The sequence below is a fragment of the Bacteroides sp. FSHCM14E1 genome (assembly GCF_019633785.1).
Taxonomy (GTDB): domain Bacteria; phylum Bacteroidota; class Bacteroidia; order Bacteroidales; family Bacteroidaceae; genus Bacteroides; species Bacteroides hominis.
Genome location: NZ_JADKYL010000009.1, coordinates 191,844 through 208,915, shown reverse-complemented (window position 1 = coordinate 208,915; position 17,072 = coordinate 191,844). Strand labels below are relative to the sequence as shown.

At 44.1% G+C, this 17,072-nt stretch carries 17 protein-coding genes; 9 read left to right on the top strand and 8 right to left on the bottom strand.

Going from position 1 to position 17,072, the window contains the following annotated elements:
• Window positions 1-232 precede the first annotated feature (232 nt).
• Complete coding sequence (locus tag ISX59_RS14855; protein ID WP_005781458.1) at window positions 233-1,792, top strand: sensor histidine kinase KdpD; 1,560 nt, start codon at window positions 233-235, stop codon at window positions 1,790-1,792.
• Window position 1,793: 1 nt separating this feature from the next.
• Window positions 1,794-2,495, top strand: coding sequence for a response regulator transcription factor (locus ISX59_RS14850; RefSeq protein WP_005781457.1), 702 nt, complete (start codon window positions 1,794-1,796; stop codon window positions 2,493-2,495).
• 75 nt (window positions 2,496-2,570) lie between these two features.
• Here ISX59_RS14850 and ISX59_RS14845 read toward each other — a convergent pair whose 3' ends face one another.
• Together ISX59_RS14845 and ISX59_RS14840 are read right to left on the bottom strand one after the other, a co-directional pair.
• A complete protein-coding gene (locus tag ISX59_RS14845) occupies window positions 2,571-2,747 on the bottom strand; it encodes a hypothetical protein (RefSeq protein ID WP_005781456.1) in 177 nt (58 codons plus the stop codon).
• 138 nt (window positions 2,748-2,885) lie between these two features.
• Entirely contained in the window at window positions 2,886-3,332 is a 447-nt protein-coding gene (locus ISX59_RS14840) for a MarR family winged helix-turn-helix transcriptional regulator (protein WP_005781455.1), read from the bottom strand.
• A gap of 161 nt (window positions 3,333-3,493) precedes the next feature.
• On the opposite strand from ISX59_RS14840, the gene rpsF reads away from it, so the two are divergent.
• From rpsF to rplI, 3 genes are read left to right on the top strand one after another with little or no spacing between them, the layout of a single operon-like run.
• A complete protein-coding gene (gene rpsF, locus ISX59_RS14835; RefSeq protein ID WP_005781453.1) occupies window positions 3,494-3,838 on the top strand; it encodes a 30S ribosomal protein S6 in 345 nt (114 codons plus the stop codon).
• A 2-nt stretch (window positions 3,839-3,840) separates the two neighbouring features.
• A complete protein-coding gene (gene rpsR / locus ISX59_RS14830; protein WP_005781450.1) occupies window positions 3,841-4,113 on the top strand; it encodes a 30S ribosomal protein S18 in 273 nt (90 codons plus the stop codon).
• Between the two features lie 11 nt (window positions 4,114-4,124).
• Window positions 4,125-4,568 carry a 50S ribosomal protein L9 gene (gene rplI / locus ISX59_RS14825; RefSeq protein ID WP_005781448.1) on the top strand — a complete coding sequence of 148 codons (444 nt, stop codon included), beginning with the start codon at window positions 4,125-4,127 and terminating at the stop codon, window positions 4,566-4,568.
• A gap of 237 nt (window positions 4,569-4,805) precedes the next feature.
• Here the strand turns inward: rplI and ISX59_RS14820 are convergent, their stop codons facing one another.
• Window positions 4,806-5,021 carry a hypothetical protein gene (locus tag ISX59_RS14820; RefSeq protein WP_220576020.1) on the bottom strand — a complete coding sequence of 72 codons (216 nt, stop codon included), beginning with the start codon at window positions 5,019-5,021 and terminating at the stop codon, window positions 4,806-4,808.
• Between the two features lie 158 nt (window positions 5,022-5,179).
• Window positions 5,180-6,853 carry a long-chain fatty acid--CoA ligase gene (locus tag ISX59_RS14815; protein WP_005808472.1) on the bottom strand — a complete coding sequence of 558 codons (1,674 nt, stop codon included), beginning with the start codon at window positions 6,851-6,853 and terminating at the stop codon, window positions 5,180-5,182.
• Between the two features lie 139 nt (window positions 6,854-6,992).
• On the opposite strand from ISX59_RS14815, the gene mtaB reads away from it, so the two are divergent.
• From mtaB to ISX59_RS14795, 4 genes are read left to right on the top strand one after another with little or no spacing between them, the layout of a single operon-like run.
• On the top strand, window positions 6,993-8,312 hold the full coding sequence (mtaB, locus tag ISX59_RS14810; RefSeq protein ID WP_032539698.1) for a tRNA (N(6)-L-threonylcarbamoyladenosine(37)-C(2))-methylthiotransferase MtaB: 1,320 nt from the start codon (window positions 6,993-6,995) through the stop codon (window positions 8,310-8,312).
• 2 nt (window positions 8,313-8,314) lie between these two features.
• The gene (locus ISX59_RS14805) at window positions 8,315-9,211 is read left to right on the top strand and encodes a lysophospholipid acyltransferase family protein (protein ID WP_032537576.1); all 897 of its coding nucleotides are present in this window, start codon (window positions 8,315-8,317) and stop codon (window positions 9,209-9,211) included.
• Complete coding sequence (locus ISX59_RS14800) at window positions 9,204-10,235, top strand: glycosyltransferase family 2 protein (RefSeq protein ID WP_220576019.1); 1,032 nt, start codon at window positions 9,204-9,206, stop codon at window positions 10,233-10,235. Before ISX59_RS14805 ends, ISX59_RS14800 begins: the two co-directional genes overlap by 8 nt.
• A gap of 4 nt (window positions 10,236-10,239) precedes the next feature.
• Window positions 10,240-10,758: a methylglyoxal synthase gene (locus tag ISX59_RS14795; RefSeq protein WP_101603762.1), complete on the top strand. Its 519-nt coding sequence runs from the start codon at window positions 10,240-10,242 to the stop codon at window positions 10,756-10,758.
• A 563-nt stretch (window positions 10,759-11,321) separates the two neighbouring features.
• Here the strand turns inward: ISX59_RS14795 and ISX59_RS14790 are convergent.
• From ISX59_RS14790 to ISX59_RS14775, 4 genes are all read right to left on the bottom strand, one after another.
• Complete coding sequence (locus ISX59_RS14790) at window positions 11,322-12,743, bottom strand: TlpA disulfide reductase family protein (RefSeq protein ID WP_220576018.1); 1,422 nt, start codon at window positions 12,741-12,743, stop codon at window positions 11,322-11,324.
• A 23-nt stretch (window positions 12,744-12,766) separates the two neighbouring features.
• The gene (gene folB, locus ISX59_RS14785) at window positions 12,767-13,135 is read right to left on the bottom strand and encodes a dihydroneopterin aldolase (RefSeq protein WP_005781435.1); all 369 of its coding nucleotides are present in this window, start codon (window positions 13,133-13,135) and stop codon (window positions 12,767-12,769) included.
• Between the two features lie 51 nt (window positions 13,136-13,186).
• Window positions 13,187-14,218 (bottom strand): acyltransferase family protein, encoded by a 1,032-nt coding sequence (locus ISX59_RS14780; protein ID WP_005781433.1) that lies wholly within the window; start codon window positions 14,216-14,218, stop codon window positions 13,187-13,189.
• A 128-nt stretch (window positions 14,219-14,346) separates the two neighbouring features.
• Window positions 14,347-17,049, bottom strand: a complete 2,703-nt coding sequence (locus ISX59_RS14775) for a 4-alpha-glucanotransferase (RefSeq protein ID WP_220576017.1) — start codon at window positions 17,047-17,049, stop codon at window positions 14,347-14,349.
• Window positions 17,050-17,072: the final 23 nt, after the last annotated feature.

Here is a 17,072-nt window from a genome sequence, read left to right as displayed (position 1 = left end):
CGTCGGTCGCCTCTTGAAACCTGCTTACTCATTAACAATGATTAAAGAAAGTAGATTTTCTGAAGAGAAATCTTTAATTTTTTATTAAATTTGCAAACCAAAGGCATATACGTTTTGTTATAGTGGTCAGAATACGACCTAAAAAACGTCTTTCGGTTAATTATAGAGAACATCCTGTTAAAACAGGTTAAGCTGTTAGGAGTGTTAATTAGGGAGTGTTAATTTTGTTGCTATGAAAAAGTCAACAATCTGGATATTAGGCATTATTATGGGTCTTTCCTTTCTGAGTTTGCTCTATTTACAAGTGAGCTACATCGAAGAAATGGTGAAGATGCGTAAAGAACAATTTAATACATCCGTGCGAAATGCTTTGTTTCAGGTTTCAAAGGATGTGGAGTATGATGAAACGCAACGTTGGCTGTTAGAAGACATTACTGAAGCGGAACGTAGAGCACTGGCTCAGTCTTCTTCTACTACCGAACAGAAAAATGGTTTGATTCAGCAATCGGAGCGTTATAGGTTCAAGTCACCGGACGGAACCCTGTATTCGGAGTTTGAACTAAAGATGATTACCACCGAGCCGTCGAAGGTGCCCAAAGCCATGATTTCGGAGAGACATGGCCGGAATACCATTCCGCAGACATCGCGAAGCTTGACCGACGCTATTAAAAATAGGTATATGTATCAGCGTTTCCTGCTCGACGATGTAGCTTTGCGGATGATTTACAAAGCAAGCGATAAGTCGATTGGCGAACGGGTGAACTTTAAGAAGCTGGATAATTATCTGAAGTCTAACTTTATTAATAATGGTATAGAGTTGCTATATCATTTTTCGGTAATCGATAAAGATGGACGTGAGGTATATCGCTGTTCGGATTACGAAGAGGGAGGAAGTGAGGATTCTTATACCCAACCTCTGTTCCAAAATGATCCGCCTGCGAAGATGAGTATTGTGAAGGTGCACTTTCCGGGAAAGAAAGATTATATCTTCGACTCGGTTAGTTTTATGATCCCTTCGATGATATTCACTTTCGTACTGTTGATTACATTCATCTTCACTATCTACATCGTCTTCCGCCAGAAGAAGCTGACAGAAATGAAGAATGACTTTATCAACAATATGACACACGAGTTCAAGACACCGATATCTACCATCTCGCTTGCCGCGCAGATGCTGAAAGATCCCGCAGTCGGGAAATCACCGCAGATGTTCCAGCATATATCGGGAGTCATTAATGATGAAACGAAGCGGTTGAGATTCCAGGTGGAGAAAGTTCTTCAGATGTCTATGTTCGACAGACAGAAAGCAACACTGAAGATGAAAGAACTCGATGCCAATGAGTTGATTACCGGGGTTATCAATACGTTCGCTCTGAAGGTGGAACGCTATAATGGTAAGATTACATCGAACCTTGAGGCTACCAATCCTGTTATATTTGCGGACGAAATGCATATCACCAATGTGATATTCAACCTGATGGATAACGCGGTGAAATACAAGAAGCCCGAAGAAGACCTGGTGCTCGACGTGAGAACTTGGAACGAACCCGGTAAACTGATGATTTCGATACAGGACAACGGTATTGGTATTAAAAAAGAAAACCTGAAGAAGGTGTTTGATAAGTTCTATCGCGTGCATACAGGTAATCTGCACGATGTAAAAGGTTTCGGTCTGGGACTGGCTTATGTGAAAAAGATTATTCAGGATCATAAGGGAACCATCCGGGCGGAGAGTGAACTGAATGTAGGAACTAAATTTATTATTGCATTACCTTTATTAAAAAATGATTGATATGGACGAGAAACTGCGTATTTTATTATGCGAAGATGATGAAAATCTTGGCATGCTTTTAAGAGAATATTTACAGGCGAAAGGTTACTCTGCTGAGTTGTATCCTGATGGAGAAGCCGGATTTAAGGCTTTCCTGAAGAATAAATATGACTTGTGCGTGTTCGACGTGATGATGCCTAAGAAAGATGGTTTCACGCTGGCACAGGAGGTTCGTGCGGCCAACGCTGAAATTCCGATTATCTTCCTGACTGCAAAGACACTCAAGGAGGATATTCTGGAAGGATTTAAGATCGGTGCGGATGATTACATCACCAAACCTTTCAGTATGGAAGAACTTACTTTCAGAATTGAAGCGATCTTGAGACGTGTTCGTGGAAAGAAGAACAAAGAAAGCAATATCTATAAGATCGGTAAGTTTACGTTTGATACACAAAAGCAGATTCTGGCTATCGGTGACAAACAAACTAAGTTGACTACCAAGGAATCGGAATTGCTGGGATTGTTGTGTGCACATGCCAACGAGATTTTGCAGCGTGACTTTGCTTTGAAGACTATCTGGATTGATGATAACTATTTCAATGCCCGTAGTATGGACGTATATATCACCAAACTGCGTAAGCACCTGAAGGATGATGATTCGATTGAGATTATCAACATCCACGGAAAAGGTTACAAGTTGATTACCCCCGAACCGGAATCATAATGGAGAGGGGGATATACAGAAATAAAAAAGCCGGAAAACATTCGTTTTCCGGCTTTTTTATTTCTGTTGAAAATATTAATCCGCAATTCTTTTATTGATCGCAATGTAAGAAATGAGTCCGAGTACCACCAATACTATCGAGCCTCCCAGGATAGCGTTGTTGTTCACGTCTCCGGTCAGAGAACAAACAATCAGAATGATTATTCCGACTAAGATTAATATCAATCCTAAATTCTTTAATAAGCCTTTCATGTGTGTGTATTTTAATAGATTATTATATTCCAGTCACAAATTAACGCATAATTCTTTAACGAGCGAAATTATTTTCGCAAAAAAACCATTAATTAGCCATAAATAGTTGATTTGGTTGCTTTCACTTCTCCGTATTGATTAATCTTTGGTATTGAAAAATATCTTTCTCAATACTTCCTGGCTTACGCTTAATTCTTCGACTGTGATGCCGTGCAACGCCTCTTTCAGTGTCCGGTTGGCTATAACACGGGCTTTTTCTTCCAGTTCTTTTCCTGTTTTGGTCAGGTGGATCAGATTGGTACGACGGTCCTTTTTGTCGGAGATACGGACAACCAGATGCTGGCGTTCCATATTGTCGATTAAGCGGGTCATACTCGGTTTATCTTTAAAAGTTGCATTGCACAACTCTTGTTGGGTCACTCCGTCTTTTTCCCAGAGAAAAATAAGAACCGTCCATTGTTCCGGGCTGATCTCCAGACCGTTCTGTCTGAAGTTACGGTATAGCTTACGGTTGATGGCGGCAGAAACTTTGCCATTCAGGATAGCAAAGATTAGTCTGATATCAAAATTAAATTGTTCGATCATGAAATTATTGTTTAAGCAACTTTGCAAAGATAAATGTCTTCTTCGACAAATCCTATCCCGTGGCATAAAAAAAGATTAAATGTTTGCAGTTCAAAATAAAATGCCTACCTTTGCACCGCATTTTTAAAATCAAATAATTTATTTATTTAATTAAAACGAGTATGAATCAATACGAAACCGTTTTCATTTTAACTCCCGTTTTGTCTGATGTTCAGATGAAGGAAGCGGTAGAAAAATTCAAAGGCATTCTTCAGGCTGAAGGTGCTGAGATTATCAATGAAGAAAACTGGGGACTGAAGAAACTGGCTTATCCAATCCAGAAGAAGTCTACAGGATTCTATCAGCTGATTGAGTTCAATGCAGAACCTACTGTTATTGACAAGTTGGAATTAAATTTCCGTCGTGATGAACGCGTAATCCGTTTCCTGACTTTCAGAATGGATAAATACGCTGCAGAATATGCTGCAAAGAGAAGAAGTGTTAAATCAAACAAAAAGGAGGATTAATCATGGCACAACAAGTTCAATCAGAAATCAGATATTTAACTCCGCCTTCAGTAGACGTTAAGAAGAAAAAATACTGCCGTTTCAAAAAGAGTGGTATTAGGTATATCGACTACAAAGATCCTGAATTCTTGAAGAAATTCTTGAATGAGCAGGGTAAGATCCTTCCGCGCCGTATCACCGGTACTTCTTTGAAGTTCCAGCGTCGTATTGCGCAGGCTGTGAAGAGAGCACGTCACCTGGCGTTACTTCCATTTGTAACTGACATGATGAAATAAGGAGGAAAAGTATGGAAATTATATTGAAAGAAGACGTAGTAAACTTGGGTTATAAGAATGACATCGTAACTGTTAAGTCTGGTTATGGTCGTAATTACTTGATCCCCACCGGAAAAGCTGTTATTGCTTCTCCTTCTGCAAAGAAAATGTTGGCTGAAGAACTGAAACAGCGTGCTCACAAACTTGAGAAAATCAAGAAAGATGCTGAAGCACTGGCTGCTAAGTTGGAAGGTGTATCTTTGACTATCGCTACAAAGGTTAGCTCAACCGGTACTATCTTCGGTTCTGTTGGTAACATCCAGATCGCTGAGGAATTGGCTAAGTTGGGTCACGAAATCGACAGAAAGATCATCGTTGTAAAAGACGCTGTAAAAGAAGTTGGTTCTTATAAAGCTATCGTTAAACTGCACAAAGAAGTTTCTGTAGAAATTCCTTTTGAAGTAGTAGCTGAATAAGCCTATCATATGACATTGAGAAGGGACATTCCAAAACGGGATGTCCTTTTTTTTTTGAGAGATTATTGGGAGAGTGTCTTTGTTTATAAATAAAGAGATACCCGGCAGAGGTGCCCAGTGTTGAAGAAGGGGAGATGTGGAGGAAACGACTTCCGTAATGGAAAGGTACGGATATAAAAAAAGTCTGTACGTGCTTTTGCACGGCAGACTTTCAATTCTCTCTAATGTTGTTCGAGATTATTCAGCTACAACTGCTTCAGTTGCAGTAGAGTCAGTTGCTGTAGTATCAGCTACCTGAGCTGCTGCTTCAGCTGCAGCTGCTTCAACTGCTGCGATAGAGTCAGCGATACGGATAGAATCTGCAGTTGCTTTTTCAGCGTTAGCTGCTTTGTTACCACAAGATGCGAATGATACTGCTGCGATAGCTACGAACATCAAAACTAATTTTTTCATTTTCTTTGCTTTTTAAATCTGTAATACAATCAATTGCTTATTAAAACGATGCAAAGGTATGTACTTTTTGCATATGTTGTACTCCTAAACCCAACTTTTTTTTATTTTTTTTTTAGAAGAATGTTTCATTATGTTTTTTTGTATGTTTTAAAACATATCTAATCTTCTGCTATACTGTTATATAGATAGCGTTTGATACTTCTTTTCGGAGTCTTCTCAAACTCAGTGGGGTAGAGTTGAATCTGGCTTACTTTTTCGTAGGCTGCCACGCTATTATTCAAATTCTTCAGGTTTTCGTCCATAATCGTTTTCAGGTTATCTTCGTGGTTGAGTCCTAAAGAATCCAGCGCTTCATAATCGGCATATACCAAGGCAACCAGTTTCTTGTTTCGTTCTATGATAAGACTTTCGAGAATGAAAGGCAGATTATTAAGTTTAGCCTCAATTTCTTCGGGGAAGATGTTCTGTCCGCTCGAACTGAGTATCATCGTCTTCAGGCGGCCACGGATGAAAATATTACCTTCATCGTCCATAGTGCCTAAGTCCCCGGTGCGCAACCAACCGTCTTTAGTGAAAACTTCGCGGGTGGCTTCCGGATTTTTATAATATCCCGTCATTACGTTTTCTCCACGCACTTGTATTTCTCCGGTACCGGCTTCCGGATTCTCCTTATAAATACGGGCTTCCATGATATCGAGTATTTTACCTGATGAGGAAGGGACGAATTTATCCCAGGGAGCATAACTGATGAGCGGCCCACATTCCGTCATGCCGTAGCCAATGGTGAAAGGGAACTTGATTTTATGGAAAAACTCTTCTACTTCCGGGTTCATAGCGGCTCCGCCGATAATAATTTCCTTGAAACGTCCTCCAAGGGCATCGATCAGCTTCTTGCGAATCTGTCCGTATATCTGGCTGTCGAGAAGGGGGATGCTCAACGCCCATTTCATGCCTTTCTTGCTGATGATGGGTTGGATTACATTTTTATAGATCTTCTCGATGACAAGCGGTACTGTGATAATCAGGTTGGGTTTGACCTCTTCGAAAGCTTTCATTATGATTTTGGGGGAGGGAACTTTGCCAAGCAGGGTTACGTGCGTGCCAACTGCCGTAGCTGTCAGAAAGTCGAAAGCACATCCGTAAGCATGGGCAAGTGGGAGGAAAGAGAGCACTTTATCACCTTTTTTTAGCAATTCCGTTCGGATACCGAAAGTCACATTACCGGCCAGGTTGTTGCCGGTCAGCATTACTCCTTTACTGAATCCGGTAGTGCCGGAGGTATAATTCAGTAACATAACCTTGTCGTTGGACAAGGTGGTGTAAAGGACATCTTCTTTTTGGAATCCTTTCGGGTAAGTTTCTTCCATGCACTGATTGATATGTTTCAGGAATTTCTGAACCGTTTCGCCATCGCGTTGGTGCAGGCAACGGAAGTCTGTCAGTGAAAAGACGGCACGGATGCCGGTCAGTCGTTCTTCTTCCAAAGTTTCCCAGATGGTGTCGCTGGTGAAAAGGAAGACAGATTCAGAATGATTTACGATATGGTGTACATCATTCGGATTGAAGTCTTGCAAGATAGGTACTACGATGGCCCCGTAGGTAATGGTCGCCATGTAAGCGATGCACCAACGGGCATTATTTTTTCCGATGACTGCGATTTTATCTCCCCGGCGCAAACTACAGTGCTTGAAAAGCAAATGAAGTTTGGCTATTTCTTCGGCTACTTCACCGTAAGTATAACTTTCCGGTTCACCATAATTGGTGTAGCAGGGCAAATCCCAGTTTTCACGGAAACTATTTTCGTAGAGTTTTATAAAGTTTTCTTTTATCATTGCACGTTTTTTGAAGATTTGTGCAAAAGTAGGTATAAACTTTCAGAATAGAAAACCTCTAACTCCTTTTAACTCCTTCTGCATCTTTACTCCTAATAATAATGTGTAACTTTGTACCGAATATGCGTTTTTACAGATTATGATAGATACCACTGTATTTCAAGATAAGACAGCCGTTTACTATACTTTAGGCTGCAAGCTGAATTTCTCAGAGACTTCGACGATTGGTAAAATCCTGCGTGAGGCAGGTGTGCGTACGGCCCGGAAAGGTGAAAAGGCTGACCTTTGCATTGTCAATACCTGTTCGGTGACCGAGATGGCGGACAAGAAGTGCCGTCAGGCTATTCACCGCCTGGTGAAACAACATCCCGGTGCGTTTGTGGTGGTGACAGGTTGCTATGCCCAGTTGAAACCCGGTGATGTGGCAAAGATAGAGGGAGTGGACGTTGTGCTTGGTGCGGAACAAAAGAAAGACCTGCTTCAATACCTGGGCGACTTGCATAAACACGAAGGAGGAGAGGCTTATACAACCGCAACGAAAGATATCCGTTCCTTTGCCCCGTCTTGTTCAAGAGGTGACCGTACCCGCTTTTTCCTGAAAGTACAGGATGGGTGCGATTACTTTTGTTCTTACTGTACCATTCCTTTTGCCCGTGGACGGAGTCGCAACGGGACTGTCGCATCTTTGGTGGAGCAGGCACGGCAGGCTGCTGCCGAAGGTGGGAAAGAGATTGTGCTGACCGGAGTCAATATCGGAGATTTCGGAAAATCTACCAGCGAGACTTTCTTCGATTTGGTGAAAGCGCTCGATCAGGTAGAAGGCATTGAGCGTTATCGCATTTCTTCTATTGAGCCCAATCTGCTGACGGATGAGATTATAGAATATGTGTCCACCTCCCGTAGCTTCATGCCTCATTTCCATATCCCTTTGCAGTCCGGTTGCGATGAAGTGCTCCAGTTGATGCGCCGTCGGTATGGAACGGAACTTTTTGCTTCGAAGATTGCAAAGATAAAAGAGGTGATGCCTGATGCGTTTATCGGCGTGGACGTAATTGTGGGTACACGTGGCGAAACCGACGAGTATTTTGAGAAAGCCTATGAATTTATTTCCGGACTGGATATCACGCAATTGCATGTGTTCAGTTATTCGGAACGTCCCGGTACCCAGGCACTGAAGATAGACCATGTGGTGACTCCTGAGGCGAAGCATCAGCGAAGCCAGCGTTTGCTTGCGTTGTCGGATGGGAAAACGAAGGACTTCTATGCCCGTCATATCGGCCAGACTATGCCTGTCCTGATGGAGAAACCTAAGGCAGGAGCGCCTATGCACGGCTTTACGGCAAACTACATTCGTGTAGAGGTGGAAAGTGACCCGGCATTGGATAATCAAGTTGTAAATGTTCTCTTGGGAGATTTTAACGAAGATGGCACTGCACTGAAAGGAACTATAACACAATAAACATGAAATCGAAACTTCTTTATTTGTTAACCTATGTGGGGATGTGGCTTTTGGCTATTCTTCCGTTTCCGGTGTTGTATGCTCTGTCCGATTTTATTTACTTCTGGTTGTACCACGTGATCGGTTACCGGAGAAAGGTGGTGGGTACCAATCTGAAGAACTCTTTTCCGGAGAAGTCGGCAGCAGAATTGAAGGCCATTGAACGTAAGTTCTATCATTACCTTTGCGACTATATGCTCGAAGATGTGAAAATGTTGCGCATGTCCGAGAAAGAGCTTTGCAAACGTATGACTTACGAAAACAAGGAAGCTTATCTCCGGATGATTGACGAACGGGGCGGGATTGTCCTGCTGATCCCCCACTATGCTAATTTCGAATGGATTACGGGGATGGGAATGATTATGCGTCCCGGCGATGTACCTGTACAGGTATACAAACCTTTGAAAGATGTTTATCTGGATGGTCTTTTCAAGTACATCCGCAGCCGCTTCGGAGGGTACAATGTGCCGAAGCACTCCACCGCCCGCGAAGTGATCAGGCTGAGACGTGACGGCAAGAAGATGGCTATCGGACTGATTACCGACCAATCGCCCAATACGAACGAGGCGCACCATTGGACTACTTTTTTGAATCAGGACACGGTGTTCATGGATGGTGCCGAGCGCATTGCCAAGATGATGGACTTTCCGGTTTTCTATTGTGAGTTGCGCAAGGAGCGGAGAGGGTATTGCCGCGTAGAGTTCGATCTGGTCACCGATCGTCCGAAAGAAACCGCCGATGGTGAGATTACCGAAATCTTTGCCCGCAGATTGGAGCAGACCATCCGGAAGGAACCTGCTTACTGGCTTTGGTCACATAAGCGCTGGAAGCTGAAACGCCCCGAAAAGAAAGATGAATAAGATATCTGTCGTTATATTGAACTGGAACGGTTGCGAAATGCTCCGTTCGTTTCTTTCCTCCGTACTCCGGCATTCCGAGGCGGAAGGTGTGGAAGTTTGTGTGGCTGATAATGGTTCTACAGATCAGTCGGTAGAGATGCTGCGGCACGAGTTCCCTTCGGTTCGCCAGATTCTGCTGGATGAAAATCATGGTTTTGCCGACGGTTATAACTTTGCCCTCCAACAGGTGGAAGCCGAATATGTAGTTCTGCTGAATTCTGATGTAGAAGTAACAGAGCACTGGCTGCAACCGATGGCTGATTATTTGGATACCCATCCGGAGGTTGCTGCCTGCCAGCCTAAGATACTCAGTTGGCGACAAAAGGACCTGTTTGAATATGCCGGCGCTTCCGGCGGATTCATCGACCGTTATGGTTATCCGTTTTGCCGGGGACGGGTGATGGGAGTGGTCGAGGCGGATAAAGGACAATATGATACAGTATTCCCCGTGTTCTGGGCTACCGGTGCCGCCCTGTTCATTCGTCTGGCAGATTATCGTGAGGCAGGCGGGCTTGACGGGCGTTTCTTTGCTCATATGGAAGAGATAGACCTTTGCTGGAGGCTTCGTGCCCGTGGACGGGGGATCGTTTGCATTCCTCAAAGTACGGTGTATCATGTAGGAGGGGCCACATTGAAAAAAGAGAATCCGCATAAAACCTTCCTCAACTTTCGTAATAATCTTGTCATGCTCTATAAGAATCTTCCGGATGAAGAGTTGCCCGGAGTGATGCGGGTACGTTGCTGGCTCGATTACATTGCGGCAGCTACGTTTGTTCTTAAAGGACAGCTGCCCAACGCAAAGGCCGTTCTCCATGCCCGTCGTGAATTTAAACAATTGCGCGATAGCTTCCGGGATGCAAGAATGGAGAATCTCAGAAAAACTTCCTCACACTTTATTCCCGAACGGATAAAAAGTAGTATCTTAGTGCAGTTCTATGTGAAAGGGCGGAAGTTCTTTTCGCAATTACCAGATTTTAAAGGATAACGTTATGGAAAAACTAATTCGAAGAATCGGGCTGGTAGCACACGATGCTATGAAAAAAGACCTGATTGAATGGGTTCTTTGGAACTCGGAGTTATTGATGGGACATAAGTTTTATTGTACAGGTACCACCGGTACGCTGATATTGGAAGCATTGAAAGAGAAACATCCCGATGTGGAATGGGATTTTACCATTCTGAAGTCAGGTCCTTTGGGGGGTGACCAGCAGATGGGATCGCGTATTGTGGACGGAGAGATCGATTATCTTTTCTTCTTCACTGACCCGATGACCCTGCAACCGCACGACACGGATGTAAAGGCACTGACCCGTCTGGCAAGTGTAGAGAACATTGTTTTCTGCTGCAACCGTTCCACTGCCGATCATATTATTTCGAGTCCGCTCTTTGTTGATCCGGATTACGAACGGACACATCCGGACTACTCCGGCTATACGAAACGTTTCGAAAACCAACCGGTAGTTACCGAAGCAGTAGAATCGGTAAAGAAAAGAAAGAGAAAGAAATAAGAGCCTATTCGGCTGCAAGTATATTTCACTACAGAGTACACAGAGGGCACGGAGCTTTAATTATATAGAATTACTATATAATAACTCCGTGCCCTCTGTGCGTTCGGTGGTACATCTACTTTGTGGCGTATCGGTTTTGCCTGTCGTTTATCTTTCTGTTTTTGTCAAGAGCAGATTTATGTATTGTTAACTTCCAAGCCTTCATCTTTCCCGCCGTTGATTATCAATAGGAGAAAAAAGATTATCTTCTGATGAAAACACATTTTCATGCCGGGAAATGTGTCCCGACATACCGGGAAAAGTATCGGAAGCAACCGTCTGAATGAGTAAAACTCAGGCTCTAAATGGGGGAAACACCGGCTCTGCAGGCTTCAAACCAACGCTCTTCCGGAATTTTTTGATGCAGGTACAAAAAAATAGGGAGAAACATTTATTCCTCCCTATTACCGTATTCTAATTCGAATATACTTTATGACTACATAGGCAAAGATACTCTGTTTTCTTGCAGAAGTCAAGCTTTTGCCTGTTTTTATTTTTCCAATGATCCGGTCGAGAATATGTTTTCACTCATTATAATAGGTGCTCAACTGTTCTATTACCTTTTCCGGTTCGTCCGGGGCGGCTGCGTGTCGGATAGCTATTTTTCCTGTTTTATCAATAACTACAAAGCAGGGGATACTCAGTATTTGCCGTTCGTTTCCAAGTTCGGCATACAACGATTTTCCTAACTTTTCGTTTACCAATAAGTGATAGCCTTTCAGTTGGTGATATCCGATGGTTTTCTCCCATTTCTCCTTGTCCTGAGGGCGGTCTATCGAGATGTATAGGTACACAATGTCCATGTTATGTGTTTTTTCTTTGAGGGCGGGTAGGTATTGGAACTTTTTGATGCATGGGGCGCACCAGGTAGCCCATACGTCGATATAGACCACTTTGCCTTTGAAGGGTTTTACCGCATCTTCCAGATTTTCAACTGTGGAGTCGCAAGGCAGAATGTGATAGTCCTTGTCGTCGATGCGGCTGTTTTGGAAGCGGAGGTTTTTATTAACGCCCGGTTCAAGAACAGATAGAAAGGGGCTATTGGGGAATTCGGCCTTATATCTTTCGTATAGTTGGGGGATTGAGGGAGTATTTCTTGTTTGAAATTCGTCTTCGTAGATAAGTAGCGCTTGTGCATATTGCAGATTGTCGCCTTTGAAGAATTTCCGGTAGCGGTCGAAGCGGAAGGCGCAATAGTCCTTTATCTCTTCGGGTTTGCCATTTTCCAGTTTTATGAATTGTGCGCCGATCAAGTCGTTTATAAAGAGTCCGATTCCGCGGTAGGAACGCAGATAATCACTGTCTACGGGTTGATTGATGATTTCTGCAAGTTCTTTACGCCAATTTTCGGTAAAGTTTTCATTTTTCACCAGATACATTGCGACGTGCAGAAAGATAGACCGATGGGTGTAATCGATGTGTGCATGCTGCTCTGCGAGAAACTCTTTATCAAGTCCGGAGGCATTTACAGAGTCGAGTGCCTGTTTCATCCTGGCATCTGCCAACTGATGATATTGTTCCAATGAAGTCACCCCTTCGAGTTCGTGAGGCTGCATGTATATCAGATTGTCGCTATATTGCTGATAGTCGTCCACCGCTTTCAGACATCGGTTGTAGACCCGGTTGGTGCCACTGAAGTTGATCGTGTTTTTGGCCACAGCGATAGTATCTTTGCTTCCCGGTGTCAGGTAGAGCGTGAAAGAATTATTCCCTTTGGCCCATACATGAATCGTAGTGGGACGGCTCACGCTGAATTCATGAACGAACTGCCCCTGAGGGTCAGCTTGTGCCTTAGTGCCCAAGGTAATGAAGAACAGGTGATCTTTTCCTGTAGGCCAGTAAGCGATTTCGTTGTCCGGGGTGGTCTTGACTACAATTGTCGCAGTTTGTTGTGCGCTGATTTCTCCCGTTAGCAACAACAGGAGGATTAATAAAAGGTTTTTCATCGTATTAGTATATTAATGTTGATTCAGTCTCTCGTGCAATGCATCTCTACTCCGGCAGAGTCGATGTCTGCTCCCATGGGCGGATTCCTTTTCGACAGTTTGATTTCTATCTCACTGATTTTCGGGAAGTCCCGGAAGAGTCTTTTCACGATTCGTCCGCAGGCGTGTTCCAGCAGTTTAGAGGGAATATCCATTTCTTCTTTCAGCGCGGCGTGTATGTCTGCATAGCTGACGGTATCTTCTACTTCATCCGTTTCGGTGGCTTTGCCAAAGTCGGTTTTCAACCTCAGGTTGATGATGAACTCGTTGCCAATCGCAGTCTCTTGTGGAGCTACTCCATGATAACTGTAGAAACGGACGTTTTCCAAAAAGATATAATAGTGGGTAGTCATAAATATAAAGATTGATATTGTCTTCTGGCAAAGATAAGATAATAAATGCAATTATGATTCCTGTTGTTGCGATTGCTTGGTTTTGATAAAGTCTTTTTGCGCCACAGCCTGCGGAATCAGTTTCAGAAATATGGGAGTTGCGGCAATGCAGATTGTCAGGGTGAGCAATAGCAAGACAATGGCTTGTCCCCATTCATTATGGATAAACCGGCTGACAACCGGATATTCGAAATGTAAAAGGGGGGCATGTATTCCCAATGTAATGACCGAGTAACGTCCCAGATAAGAGATGACAGGGAGCTTTTTAAACTTTTTGCAGAAAAGCATAATCATAAAGATGCCGGCAAACGCTGAGGCCCAGAACTGGAAAATGTTGCCTGCATAATTGTTGGTACGCATACCGACAAACGTGGCGGTGAAGTACATCACGACCAAGGCTGCCAGGATACATAGCGGAATCAGTTTGTCAAAACGGTGGGGAAAGAGGAAAAAGTTGTAACGGCGAATCCAGAATCCGGCCACATAGAAGGGCAGGGCGGTCATGGCTATGTCTATGTACAAGGGCAGTTCGATCTGGTGTTTACCCATATAGAATCCGGCGATTCCGATCAGGAGGGTGAGGGCAAACATTAAACCTAACTTCCGGTCGCGCAGGCTGTGGACCAGATAGAACAGGATATTGCAATTGAAAAGTGCCAGTAAAAACCAGATAGGAGGGTTGAACTTGATCAGGGCATGATCATGAAACACAACTAAAAGCTCTGTCCAACTGACCGGGAGTTGAAATACACCCGGAGCAATTTTCCATACAATATACTTCAGGAGGAATGCGCTGAGATAGAAAAAGAGGAAGGGGACGATCAATTTGTTTATCTTCCGGATGAAGAATCCGAAAAGCCCCTCGTACGACTTGAAGAAGATACCTGAGATAAAGAAATAAAGGGGCATACGAAAACTGGCGATCATCGAATGGTAATCGAGCTTTTCGAAAGCTCCACCGATGTGTGCCATCACCACCAGGATGATGCAGACTCCTTTCGTCAAGTCTACAAAATCAATTCGTTTGTTTTTGTCGTCTCCCATTCTGACTGTTTGTGCATTGGTGCAGCAAAGATACTGAATATTACTGAAAAGCAAGAGAGAAGAGCGAAAAACACACCGGTTCGCTCTTCTCTCTTTGTTCTTTTTCTTCCTTGGGAAACTGACGGATATTATTTTTCCGGATTTCTGCCGGTTTGCTTAACCAGTTCTCTGATTTTCTCATTCAGGCTTTCGGCTTTCATGAGCTGTTCCAGTGTCAGATGCATCCGGTAACGCCAGTAGTGACGGGGATTGGCAGGGACATTGATCCGTTCTTCCTGCACGTTCGGGTTGCGCCATCTTCCGTCCATCGATAACCAATCTTGTAGTGACAGAATGCAAAGGATGGAGTTACTGTAGAGGTGGTTGCGGACCACTTCTTCACACAGTTCCGGTGTTGCTACGGCAGGGGCGGCACCATAATGCCCCAGCATCTGATTGTAGTAACGTTGAGTCTGTTGATAATCCTCTTCCCACCATCCGCGTAAAGTCGACATGTCATGGGTAGAGAATGTGCAAACCGAGCGATACGGGTATTCGTTCAGACGACCGAACTCTTCAGCCGGGTTCTTGGGCATCCGCTGGATTTCGAGACTCAGAATGCGTAGGTCGTTCATCACCCATGCCACGCAATCCGGTATCATTCCCAAATCTTCACCACATACCAGCATGCGGGTCGACTGAGTCAGTTGTGGCAGTTTCTTCATGGCTTGTTGTTGCCAGAAGTCATTATGGCGATGATAATAATACTGATCGTAAAGCCGGTTGAATGCTGCTTTCTCCCAATCGTTCAGGGCACGGTAGATGAAGTCGTGCTGTACTCCGATACGCGGATGAAAGAGGTTCGTATCCTTACGGTCGGGCACAAACAGTACGTCGCTTATCAAGGCGTACAATCCGTCTCTGATCCATATGCTGTCTTCATCGTTCTTGCCGGCAAAGAAAGCTTCCACTTTGCGTTGAGTGTCGAACTCCGGACGCATGCGGTACACTTCGTACGTGTCGGTCGGCTCAATAAAGGTTTGTTTGACGTAGTCGGTGTGGGGACCAAACACTTGTCCGAGAAAGTACTCGTGGATATAAGGCGTCAGGAATTCTTCGCGGAAAGGTAGTCCGTAGCTTTCTATCTCTTCACGGCTCATGGGCAGTGCGGGAACAAACTGCCCCAGTAATCCATGCACGGCATTCATCGGGATTTCCCAAATGCGGAAAAATCCCAGAATGTGGTCGATGCGGTAAGCGTCGAAATACTCGGCCATCTTTTGGAAACGTTTCATCCACCATTTATAGCCATCCTTTTCCATTACGTCCCAATTGTAGGTGGGGAAACCCCAGTTCTGCCCGTTGACAGAAAAATCATCGGGTGGGGCACCGGCCTGTCCGTTGAGATTGAAATAATAGGGCTCTGTCCAGGCTTCCACACTGTTGCGGCTGATGCCGATAGGGATATCTCCCTTTAGTACCACTCCGTGCTCGCGGGCATATGTGGTTGCTTCCAGCAGTTGTAAGTGGAGGTTGAACTGTATATAGAAATAGATGGCGATATTGGGGTAGACTTCCGTACCGGGACGGCAAAGCTCTTCAATCTCTTGTGCATTATATTCCGAATATTTAGGCCATTCGCGGAAGTTTGGTGTCCGGTATACGTCACGCAGATAACTGAAGGCAGCATAGGGTTGCAGCCATTCTTTGTTGGCCTCAAAGAAATCACGGAAGGCTTTCGAAGCCAATACTTTTTCTCCTTCTTGCTTGAATAGCTGATGGAAATATTCCCATTTTCCCCGGTTCACTGCTTCGTAGTCGATGGCAGAAAGTGAATTCAACTCTTTCTGTTTTTGGTTGAAAGCGGTAGCGACTTCTTTATCTTTCAGGGTACCCATCTGTTTAAGGTCGGCATACATCGGGTGGAAAGCATAGATGGAAATACTATTGTAAGGGTAGGAATCTGTCCATGTATGGGTCATGGTGGTGTCATTGATCGGTAGGATCTGTACCACTTTCTGGTTGGTACTGACTGCCCAGTCTACCATTCGTTTCAGGTCTCCGAAGTCTCCTACACCGAAGCTTTTCTCCGATTTGAGTGAAAATACGGGGACGGCCACTCCTGCACCTTTCCAGGCCGGAACGTCAAAGTAGACATATCGGTCGGAAATAACCAGTGTTTCGTTTGCTTTGATCTCGGGGGTAGCCATGTAACGGTTAGGATTGTTTTCCCAAGCTTCAGCTTTCTTCTCTTCCTTATTATATAATACAAATTTGTACTCTAATGGAAATTCCAGTTTAGATGCATCCAATTCGGCTTGCCATTCTGGGAAGTTGATGTCGCTCATAGGCCATGCTTTGTCCGGATTCCAGTTGCCAAGGACTTTCTGATTGCCACAGATGGCCAAACAGTAGTTGCCGTTGATGCGTGGAGCATAAGCCTTGATCATCAATCCTTTTTTGTAACTTTTGGGGGTTGCACTCCGGTCACGGTGTGCCAGAAGCGATTCGGTGAATGCCGAACTGTAGAAATACTGCTGCTCCGGAAGGTTCTTCCAGCAATCATTGATGCGCAGACTTTTTTTGTCATCCGCAGGCAGGTAGGCACGCCGGGGGAAAGAGTTCCATTCAGTACGGATGTTCTTATTGTCGCGATAAATGTGATAACTGTATTCTATAACTCCTTCTGCCGGTGATTGAAGAGCTATTTCACTGCTCCAATGGATACCGTCTACTGTGGTGAGGGAGATAGCTTTATCCGGATCATTGTTTCCAAGTTCGGGTACAGAACCTAATATTCTGACTTCTTCTCCCCAACTTGTGCGATACTCAATATGAAATGATACTATCATATATATTAGATTTAATTTTTGAC

Coding starts and splice junctions, on each gene's coding strand:
- ISX59_RS14795 (WP_101603762.1), top strand. CDS start 10,240: ATGGAAAAACTAATTCGAAGAATCGGGCTGGTAGCACACGATGCTATG.
- ISX59_RS14805 (WP_032537576.1), top strand. CDS start 8,315: ATGAAATCGAAACTTCTTTATTTGTTAACCTATGTGGGGATGTGGCTT.
- ISX59_RS14775 (WP_220576017.1), bottom strand. CDS start 17,049: ATGATAGTATCATTTCATATTGAGTATCGCACAAGTTGGGGAGAAGAA.
- rpsR (WP_005781450.1), top strand. CDS start 3,841: ATGGCACAACAAGTTCAATCAGAAATCAGATATTTAACTCCGCCTTCA.
- rplI (WP_005781448.1), top strand. CDS start 4,125: ATGGAAATTATATTGAAAGAAGACGTAGTAAACTTGGGTTATAAGAAT.
- ISX59_RS14850 (WP_005781457.1), top strand. CDS start 1,794: ATGGACGAGAAACTGCGTATTTTATTATGCGAAGATGATGAAAATCTT.
- ISX59_RS14800 (WP_220576019.1), top strand. CDS start 9,204: ATGAATAAGATATCTGTCGTTATATTGAACTGGAACGGTTGCGAAATG.
- ISX59_RS14815 (WP_005808472.1), bottom strand. CDS start 6,853: ATGATAAAAGAAAACTTTATAAAACTCTACGAAAATAGTTTCCGTGAA.
- rpsF (WP_005781453.1), top strand. CDS start 3,494: ATGAATCAATACGAAACCGTTTTCATTTTAACTCCCGTTTTGTCTGAT.
- ISX59_RS14845 (WP_005781456.1), bottom strand. CDS start 2,747: ATGAAAGGCTTATTAAAGAATTTAGGATTGATATTAATCTTAGTCGGA.
- mtaB (WP_032539698.1), top strand. CDS start 6,993: ATGATAGATACCACTGTATTTCAAGATAAGACAGCCGTTTACTATACT.
- ISX59_RS14780 (WP_005781433.1), bottom strand. CDS start 14,218: ATGGGAGACGACAAAAACAAACGAATTGATTTTGTAGACTTGACGAAA.
- ISX59_RS14855 (WP_005781458.1), top strand. CDS start 233: ATGAAAAAGTCAACAATCTGGATATTAGGCATTATTATGGGTCTTTCC.
- ISX59_RS14820 (WP_220576020.1), bottom strand. CDS start 5,021: ATGAAAAAATTAGTTTTGATGTTCGTAGCTATCGCAGCAGTATCATTC.
- folB (WP_005781435.1), bottom strand. CDS start 13,135: ATGACTACCCACTATTATATCTTTTTGGAAAACGTCCGTTTCTACAGT.
- ISX59_RS14840 (WP_005781455.1), bottom strand. CDS start 3,332: ATGATCGAACAATTTAATTTTGATATCAGACTAATCTTTGCTATCCTG.
- ISX59_RS14790 (WP_220576018.1), bottom strand. CDS start 12,743: ATGAAAAACCTTTTATTAATCCTCCTGTTGTTGCTAACGGGAGAAATC.